The sequence below is a fragment of the Variovorax sp. GW531-E2 genome, from assembly GCF_059423125.1.
Genome location: NZ_JBWKXQ010000107.1, coordinates 1 through 7,739, shown reverse-complemented (window position 1 = coordinate 7,739; position 7,739 = coordinate 1). Strand labels below are relative to the sequence as shown.

Below are 7,739 nucleotides of genomic sequence, written 5' to 3'. Positions count from 1 at the left end.
GGGGTGGGCGTCATGGGCAAATCGACTATATAGAGAAGGCCCCAGCCCCGGCGACAATGGGGGCCCTTAGCGGGCTTCCCGATGGCCGACTTTCCGTGAACGATCTCTCATTTTTCCTGCCTTGCGCCGCCGGCGTCGAGGAATTCCTTGCCCAGGAGGTGCATGCCCTGACCGGCCGTGCCGGGCAGGACCTGCTCACCCTGCGCGGCGGCGTGCGCGTGCGCGCCGACTGGCGCGACGGCCTCAAGCTCAACCTGCACAGCCGGCTCGCGCAGCGCGTGCTGGTCGAACTGGCCCATGGGCCGTACCGCAACGAGAACGACCTGTACGCCATCGCCAACGGCGTGGCCTGGGAGATCTGGTTCACGCCCAAGCAGACCTTCAAGATCGAGACCACGGCCCAGCACAGCCCGCTGCAGAGCCTGAACTTCGCCACCCTGCGCATCAAGGACGCCGTGGCCGACCGCTTCCGCGCCAAGGCCAACGGCGTGCGCCCGAGCATCGAGACCCAGTGGCCCGACTGCCGCATCTTTGCGCACCTGACCACCGACAGCTGCACGCTGTACATCGACACCTCGGGCGAGCCGCTGTTCAAGCGCGGCTGGCGCCAGGACAAGGGCGACGCCCCGCTGAAGGAAACCCTGGCCGCCGCCATGCTGGCCGCCAGCGGCTGGTGGAACCCCGAGACCGGCGAGGTCGCCAAGGCCCCGCTGTACGACCCCTGCTGCGGCAGCGGCACCATCGCCATCGAGGCCGCGCAGATCGCCAGCGGCATCGCGGCGGGTTCGCTGCGGCGCTTCGGCTTCGAGAAGCTGCTGCCGTTCCAGGCGCATGTCTGGGCCGCCATCAAGAATGAAGCGGCCAACGCGCAGCATGCGAGCGCCATCGCCGTCTTCGGCTCCGACGTCTCGCACCGCATGGTCGACTTTGCCGAGCGCAACGCCGAACGCGCGGGCGTGGCGGGCGCCATCGAGTTCCGCGGCGGCGACGCCCTGCAGCGCATGCCGCCGGCCGAGGGCGGCGTGATCATGCTCAACCCGCCGTACGGCGAGCGCATCGAGGTCGGCGGCGTGGCGCGCTTCGGCGCCCGCGAGGCCGCCCAGACCCCGGGTGATGGCGAGGGCGGCGACGGCGGCGACTTCTTTCCGCAGCTCGCCACCCACTGGAAGAAGAACTACGCGGGCTGGACCGCCTGGGTGCTCACGCCCGACCTGAAGCTGCCCAAGCAGATGCGCCTGAAGGAGTCGCGCCGCGTGCCGATGTGGAACGGCCCCATCGAATGCCGGCTGTTCCGCTTCGACATGGTGCGGGGCTCGAACCGGGCGGCGCCGCAAGACGCCGGCACCTGAACTAGCTCTGCAGCTTCAGGCCTGCAATGCCCAGGAAGATCAGCGCGATGCACACCAGCCGCAGCGGCGCCGCGCTCTCCTGGAAAAAGAAGATGCCGATCAGCGTGACGCCGATGGCGCCGATGCCGGTCCAGATCGCGTAGGCCGTCCCGACCGGCAGCGTCTTCATCGCGGCGGTGAGCAGCACGATGCTCGCCAGCGCGGCGCCCAGGCCCAGCGCGCCGGCGCCGGGGCGCTCCCAGCCCGCCGCGGCCTTCAGCGCGAGGGCCATCACGATCTCCACCAGTCCGGCGGCAAGCAGAAGAAACCAGGCCATGGCGTTCGCTCCCTTCACAGCAGCTTGATGATGGCCACGCCGAGCAGCAGCACGGCCACGCCCGCCATGCGCAGGCCCGACACCGGGCGCTGCGGCAGCCGGAACCAGCCGTAGCGGTCGACGAACACCGACGCCACCTGCTGCCCCGCCACCGTCAGCCCGACCGCGGCCGCGGCGCCGATGGCCGGGATCGCCGTGAACACCGTCGTCACATAGGCCGCGCCCGCAAAACCGCCGAGCCAGCCCCACCACGGCATGCCGCGCAGCGCGGTGCCTTGCGGTGCCGTGGCCGCGGGCGCCCGCCGGAACAGCGTGACGAGCAGCAGCGCCAGGGCCATCGCCAGCGTCGCCACGAAGAAGCTCACCGCCCCTACCGCGAACGGCGCGCCCAGGTCCTGCCGCAGCAGCCCGTTGACCACGCCCTGCACCGGCAGCACCGCGCCGGCCAGCAGCGCCAGCACGATCCAGCCCGCCTTGCCCGCCAGCGCCTGGCGCAGGCTGCCGGCCTGCCCGGCGACGATGGCTCCGGCCCCGAGCAGCACCGCCAGCGTGCCGCCGGCCATGGCCGGTGTCAGCGCCTTCGGGGCCACGCCGAGCAGGCCGAAGGTGTCGAGCGCGAACGAGGCCAGCATCTGCCCCGCGATGAACAGGCCGACCGCCACCACCGCGCCCAGGCGCGGAAACAGCAGGATGGTCGAGACCACGTAGAAGGCGCTGGCCGTGCCGCCGATCACATGCCACCACGGCACGCCCGGCAGGCCGGCCAGCGCCGTCAGCGTGCCCGTGGCGAGCGCCACCGCCAGCAGCGCCAGCGTGCCGACCGACAGCTGCAAGGTCGTGGCGGTGAAAGGGCTGCCCGTGGCCTTGGAGAGCTGGGCGTTGGCGCCGGCCTGCACCGCGAGCAGGCCCCCGGCGACGAGCGAGGCGGGAATGAAAAACGCGTCCATGGTGGTTCGACCTCCGTGTGGTGTGGATGCGGGGCAGGCGAATCGCGCCCCCTTGCGGACGACTGTAGGATCGGCGCGTTTGCAAAGCCATTCGAAAAAATCGCATCCGGGGTATGCATAAATGCAGGACACAGACTGGGACGACTTTCGCGTGTTCCTGGCCGTCGGCCAGGCCGGCTCGCTCTCCGGCGCCGCGCGCCAGCTGGGCGTGAACCACTCCACCGTGCTGCGGCGCCTGGGCGCGCTCGAGGCGCGCATGGCGGTGCGCCTGTTCGACCGCCTGCCCGCCGGCTACGCGATGACGCTGGCCGGCGAGGCGCTGCGCGAGCGCCTGCAGGGCGTGGGCGAGCAGATCGACGCCGCGCAGCGCCACCTCATGGGGCTCGACCTGCGGCTGACCGGCGTCATCCGCATCACCAGCACCGACACCTTCATGGCCGGGCTGCTCGGGCCGATCCTGGCGGACTTCCGGGCGCTGCACCCGGGCATCGAGCTGCAGGTGGTGATGAACAACCTGTTCCTGAGCCTGACCAAGCGCGAGGCCGACGTGGCGATCCGCCCGACCAACGCCCCGCCGGACCACCTGGTCGGGCGCCGGGCCGGGCGCCTGCAGACGGCGGTGTACGCGTCGAAGGCCTACCTCGCGAAGCACGGGGCGACGACCCCGTTGGACCAGCACGACTGGGTCGCGCCCGACGAAGGCCTGTCGCACCTGCTGCAGGCCAAGTGGCTGCGCGAACAGGTGCCGCCGGCGCGGATCGCGGCGCGCGTCGACAGCCTCGTGGGCATGACGCAGCTCGTGAAGCGTGGCCTGGGCCTGGGCATGCTCCTGTGCATGCTGGCCGACGAGGAAGACGAGCTGGTGCAGGTCGAGCCGCCGAGGGAGGCGCTCGACACGCAGGTCTGGGTGCTGACGCATCCCGACCTGAAAGAGGTGGCGCGGATCAAGGCCTTCACCGACTTCGCCTACGCGCGGCTCGTCGCCGACGCGAAGGTGCTGGCGATGCCGTCAGGGCGCTAGAAGCCAGGGCGCCGCATGGTGCAACATCGGCGATAGACAGATTTCACGCGACCCATGACCTTGCCAGCCCCCGACCTCGTCGTCATCGACACCAACATCGCCCTCGACCTGCTGGTCTTCGAAGACCCGGCCTGGGCGCCGCTGGTCGACGACCTCGCACGCGGCGCGCTGCGCTGGCTGGCCACGCCCGCGATGCGCAGCGAACTGGAACGTGTGCTGGGCTACCCGCTGATCGCCCGGCGCATGGCGCAGCGCGAGCTGACGATTCCGGTGGTGCTCGCGGATTTCGATGCGCGCGTGCAGCTGGTGACCGAGGTGCCGGCGCGCGCGCCCTGCGTGTGCAGCGATCCGGACGACCAGGTGTTCATCGACCTGTCCGTGGCGCACGGGGCGCAGCTGTTCAGCAAGGACAAGGCGGTGCTGTCGATGAAGAAGCGACTGGCGCTGCGCGGGGTGGCGGTGCGGTCGGCGCTGGCGTAGGCCACGCCGACCCGTCTCAGGCCTTGTTCAGCTCGCGTACCACTGCCCCAGCAGGCGCGCGACGGCCCGCACGCGCTGCGTGTCCCGCCCCCAGCGCCGGCTGGCCGGCAGCTTCTGCGCCCACTTCATGCGCTGCGCCGCGTTCGCGATGCGCTCGCGCACTTCCCCGTCCACCTCCGCCAGTGCCGCGTGCCAGTGCTGCCCCGCCGCCTGCGGCGCGGCGGCCTCGAGCATCATGGCCGTGGAGTGCAGGTAGCTCAGCCAGTCGCGGGCCTGGCATTCGGCCAGGGTCATGACCTCGGAGGGGTCGTCCTCGAAATCGATGTAGCCGATCACGCCGTCGGGGCACTGCACGAGGTTGCGGTCGAAGGCCTGGCTCAGGTGCTGGCCGCACAGGTGCACGGCGGCGATGGCGGCCAGGCCCTCGCGCCACACGGCGAGCAGGGCGGCGGGGCCGGCGGCGGCGGCCTGGTCGATGCGCTCCTGCAGCACGACGGTGGCACGGCCGCTTTCGCCGAGGTCGGAAATCAGCAGCCCGTCGGCCTGCTGCGCCAGCACGATCGGCACGCGCAGGCCCGCGGCGGCCAGTTGCTTCAGGCGCCGGGCCTCGGTGGCGATGGCGGCTTCGCCGCCCGGGTTGGGCACGGGCTTGATCACGTCGAGGCCGGCCAGCCGCGCGGCCAGCGCCATCACGCGGTAGCCCCACTTGCCGTGGCGCGGGCCGGCCTTCTTGAGCCAGACGCGTTCGCTGCCGAAGCGGTGGCTGGCCACGTTCTTGGCCTGCCTGGGCAGGGTGACGCGCAGGAACTCGGCGTAGTCGCCGGGCGCCGAGCCCGGGGCGTCGTCGAGCGGCGCGGGCGCCGACGCGGCGCCCCGTTGGCTGTACAGGCGCGTCGCGGCGCCTCCTCGTCTCAGTGGATTCATGCGGCCATGGCGAAGCCCGGCGCCAGCAGCCCGTGCGGGCCCTGCGTCACGGGCTGGAAACTCTGTGCACTGGCCAGCGGCCAGTAGGTGCGGAAAACGGTGTGCTGGTTGTCCAGCGGCCCGAGCAGCGCGCCGGGCTGCACCTGCATCACCAGGTTGCTCAGCAGGCGCACCTCGGTGTCGGAGATGCGGCGCACGATGTGGTGCGCGGTGATCTGCTGCGGGTGATCGAGGCCCGCGGCCTGCACCAGCTCCTGCAGCGCATGCAGCGTGCTGCGGTGGAAGTTGCGCACACGGTCGGCCTTGGTCGGCACCACCAGCGCCTGCTGGCGCACCGGGTCCTGGGTGGTCACGCCGGTGGGGCAGTGGCCGGTGTGGCAGCTCTGCGCCTGGATGCAGCCCAGCGCCATCATGAAACCGCGCGCCGCGTTGCACCAGTCGGCGCCCAGCGCCATCATGCGGGCCACGTCGAAGGCGGTGATCACCTTGGCGGCGCAGCCGATCTTGATGCGGTGGCGCAGGTTCACGCCGATCAGCGTGTTGTGCACCAGCAGCAGGCCTTCCTGCAGGGGCGCGCCGACGTGGTCGCTGAACTCGACCGGCGCCGCGCCCGTGCCGCCCTCGGCGCCGTCGACCACGATGAAGTCGGGCGTGATGCCGGTGGCCTGCATCGCCTTGACGATGCCGAACCATTCCCACGGGTGGCCCAGGCAGAACTTGAAGCCGGTCGGCTTGCCGCCCGACAGCTCGCGCAGCTTCGCGACGAAATGCATCATCTCGGTCGGCGTGGAGAACGCGCTGTGCGACGAGGGCGAGACGCAGTCCACGCCCACCGGCACGCCGCGCGCCGCCGCGATCTCGGGCGTGACCTTGGCCGCCGGCAGCACGCCGCCGTGGCCCGGCTTGGCGCCCTGGCTGAGCTTGATCTCGATCATCTTCACCTGCGGGTCGCGCGCGTTGGCGGTGAAGCGCTCGGCGTTGAAGGTGCCGTCGTCGTTGCGGCAGCCGAAGTAGCCCGAGCCGATTTCCCAGATCAGGTCGCCGCCGTGCACGCGGTGGTGCTGCGAGATCGAGCCCTCGCCGGTGTCGTGCGCAAAGCCGCCCATCTGCGCGCCCTGGTTGAGCGCCAGGATGGCGTTGGCCGACAGGGCGCCGAAGCTCATCGCCGAGATGTTGAACACGCTCGCGCTGTAGGGCTGCGTGCAGACCTGCGCCAGGTTCGCATCGGCCGGTTGCGGCGTGCCGCCGATCACGATGCGGAAATCGTGGTTCGCCAGCTTGGTGGGCTGCATCGAGTGGTTGATCCACTCGTAGCCCGCGGCCGACACGTTCAGCTGCGTGCCGAAGGGTCGGTTGTCGGGCTCGCCCTTGGCGCGCTGGTACACCAGCGAGCGCTGGGCGCGCGAGAACGGCGCGGCCTCGGCGTCGCTCTCGATGAAATACTGGCGGATCTCGGGGCGGATGAATTCGAGCAGAAAGCGCAGGTGCCCGATGACCGGGTAGTTGCGCAGGATGGCGTGGCGCGCCTGGCGCAGGTCGTGCACGCCGGTGCCGGTGAGCACCGCGAAAGCGGCCACGCCGATCCACGCGAGCCACAGGTGCGGCGAGGCCAGAACCAGTGCCAGGCAGGCGACCAGACCCAGCACACACAGGGCGAACGCGCTGTAGCGTGCGGGAAACGGAATAATCGTGGGCATAGTCATCAGATGTCGGCTGGAGCCTGCTGCATCATAGAGGGCTGCCCCCAACCTGCCATGACTGCTGCCATGACGACCACACCCGACACCCCCGATACCCCTGACACCGCCCTGGCCGCCTCCTCGCAAGCCCTGGGCCCCGACGATTTCGACGCCCTCGACAGCGCGCTCGACACCATGCGCGAGCACGACGAGGAAATTCCCCAGTGGGAGTTCTGCGAAGGCTTCATGGCCGCGCTGATCTGCACGCGCCGTCCCATCGACCCCACCGAATACTGGCCCGTGCTGCTGGGAGACCACTTCGTGCCGGCCCAGCACATGGAGTTCGTCTGGAACTGGAAACGCCGCTGGCGCGAGATCGAGGAAGGCCTGGACGCGCCCGTCGAATCGCTCGAGGACGAGCGCAGCTGGCAGCCCGAGGTGCTCGACACCCGCGGCGCCATTGCCTCGCTGCCCGAGGAAGAGCGCGCCGAGATGGCCGCCGAAGAGATTCCCTCCTTCGCCCAGGTCTGGGCGCTGGGCTTCATGTACGCGGTCGAGAACTGGCCCGAAGACTGGGCCGCGCCGCGCGACAAGGAAGCCGCGCAGATGCTCGACGACGCGCTCGACAACATCGTCGCGCTGACCGAGGACGACACCGCCAAGCCCACGCTGTCGATGTACGACGAGAACGGCCCGCCCAGCGTGAGCCAGCAGCGCCTGGACGACTTCGGCGCCGCGATCTGGGCGGTGTACGACCTGCGCCAGCTCTGGAAGAGCCTGGGCCCGAAGGTCGAGACGATCCGCAAGGAAGCCACGCCGGGACGCAACGATCCGTGCCCTTGCGGCAGCGGCAAGAAGTACAAGAAGTGCCACGGTGAGTGACTGGGTTGAGTCCCAGGCGTCACGGACGGCTTGCCGTTCAGGGCGTGCTCCCGCCGACGGGGTACCTTGCTCCGCGAATGTCCTCCGCCCTTCGGGCTCCCCCTTGATTTCGCTGCGCAAGGCACCCCATCGGCGTGAGCG

General features: G+C 70.6%; 8 protein-coding genes. 4 read left to right on the top strand and 4 right to left on the bottom strand.

Annotated elements, in window-relative coordinates; all coding sequences use genetic code 11:
- Positions 1 to 95: 95 nt before the first annotated feature.
- Positions 96 to 1,349 carry a THUMP domain-containing class I SAM-dependent RNA methyltransferase gene (locus AC07XP_RS31720; RefSeq protein WP_159273637.1) on the top strand — a complete coding sequence of 418 codons (1,254 nt, stop codon included), beginning with the start codon at positions 96 to 98 and terminating at the stop codon, positions 1,347 to 1,349.
- 1 nt (position 1,350) lies between these two features.
- On the opposite strand, the gene AC07XP_RS31715 is transcribed toward AC07XP_RS31720, so the two are convergent.
- Both AC07XP_RS31715 and AC07XP_RS31710 read right to left on the bottom strand, forming a co-directional pair.
- Positions 1,351 to 1,665: a DMT family transporter gene (locus tag AC07XP_RS31715; protein WP_062480310.1), complete on the bottom strand. Its 315-nt coding sequence runs from the start codon at positions 1,663 to 1,665 to the stop codon at positions 1,351 to 1,353.
- Positions 1,666 to 1,679: 14 nt separating this feature from the next.
- Complete coding sequence (locus AC07XP_RS31710; protein ID WP_159278741.1) at positions 1,680 to 2,612, bottom strand: DMT family transporter; 933 nt, start codon at positions 2,610 to 2,612, stop codon at positions 1,680 to 1,682.
- A 121-nt stretch (positions 2,613 to 2,733) separates the two neighbouring features.
- Between AC07XP_RS31710 and AC07XP_RS31705 the strand changes: the two genes are divergently transcribed.
- Positions 2,734 to 3,633: a LysR family transcriptional regulator gene (locus AC07XP_RS31705; RefSeq protein WP_495266898.1), complete on the top strand. Its 900-nt coding sequence runs from the start codon at positions 2,734 to 2,736 to the stop codon at positions 3,631 to 3,633.
- A gap of 54 nt (positions 3,634 to 3,687) precedes the next feature.
- A complete protein-coding gene (locus AC07XP_RS31700) occupies positions 3,688 to 4,113 on the top strand; it encodes a PIN domain-containing protein (RefSeq protein ID WP_062480304.1) in 426 nt (141 codons plus the stop codon).
- A 27-nt stretch (positions 4,114 to 4,140) separates the two neighbouring features.
- Here AC07XP_RS31700 and AC07XP_RS31695 read toward each other — a convergent pair whose 3' ends face one another.
- On the bottom strand, positions 4,141 to 5,037 hold the full coding sequence (locus AC07XP_RS31695) for a BUD32 family EKC/KEOPS complex subunit (protein ID WP_495266897.1): 897 nt from the start codon (positions 5,035 to 5,037) through the stop codon (positions 4,141 to 4,143).
- Positions 5,034 to 6,734 (bottom strand): FMN-binding glutamate synthase family protein, encoded by a 1,701-nt coding sequence (locus AC07XP_RS31690; protein ID WP_159278938.1) that lies wholly within the window; start codon positions 6,732 to 6,734, stop codon positions 5,034 to 5,036. Before AC07XP_RS31690 ends, AC07XP_RS31695 begins: the two co-directional genes overlap by 4 nt.
- 69 nt (positions 6,735 to 6,803) lie before the next feature.
- On the opposite strand from AC07XP_RS31690, the gene AC07XP_RS31685 reads away from it, so the two are divergent.
- The gene (locus tag AC07XP_RS31685) at positions 6,804 to 7,598 is read left to right on the top strand and encodes a UPF0149 family protein (RefSeq protein ID WP_495266896.1); all 795 of its coding nucleotides are present in this window, start codon (positions 6,804 to 6,806) and stop codon (positions 7,596 to 7,598) included.
- Positions 7,599 to 7,739: the final 141 nt, after the last annotated feature.

Coding starts and splice junctions, on each gene's coding strand:
- AC07XP_RS31715 (WP_062480310.1), bottom strand. CDS start 1,665: ATGGCCTGGTTTCTTCTGCTTGCCGCCGGACTGGTGGAGATCGTGATG.
- AC07XP_RS31710 (WP_159278741.1), bottom strand. CDS start 2,612: ATGGACGCGTTTTTCATTCCCGCCTCGCTCGTCGCCGGGGGCCTGCTC.
- AC07XP_RS31705 (WP_495266898.1), top strand. CDS start 2,734: ATGCAGGACACAGACTGGGACGACTTTCGCGTGTTCCTGGCCGTCGGC.
- AC07XP_RS31700 (WP_062480304.1), top strand. CDS start 3,688: ATGACCTTGCCAGCCCCCGACCTCGTCGTCATCGACACCAACATCGCC.
- AC07XP_RS31695 (WP_495266897.1), bottom strand. CDS start 5,037: ATGAATCCACTGAGACGAGGAGGCGCCGCGACGCGCCTGTACAGCCAA.
- AC07XP_RS31690 (WP_159278938.1), bottom strand. CDS start 6,734: ATGCCCACGATTATTCCGTTTCCCGCACGCTACAGCGCGTTCGCCCTG.
- AC07XP_RS31685 (WP_495266896.1), top strand. CDS start 6,804: ATGACGACCACACCCGACACCCCCGATACCCCTGACACCGCCCTGGCC.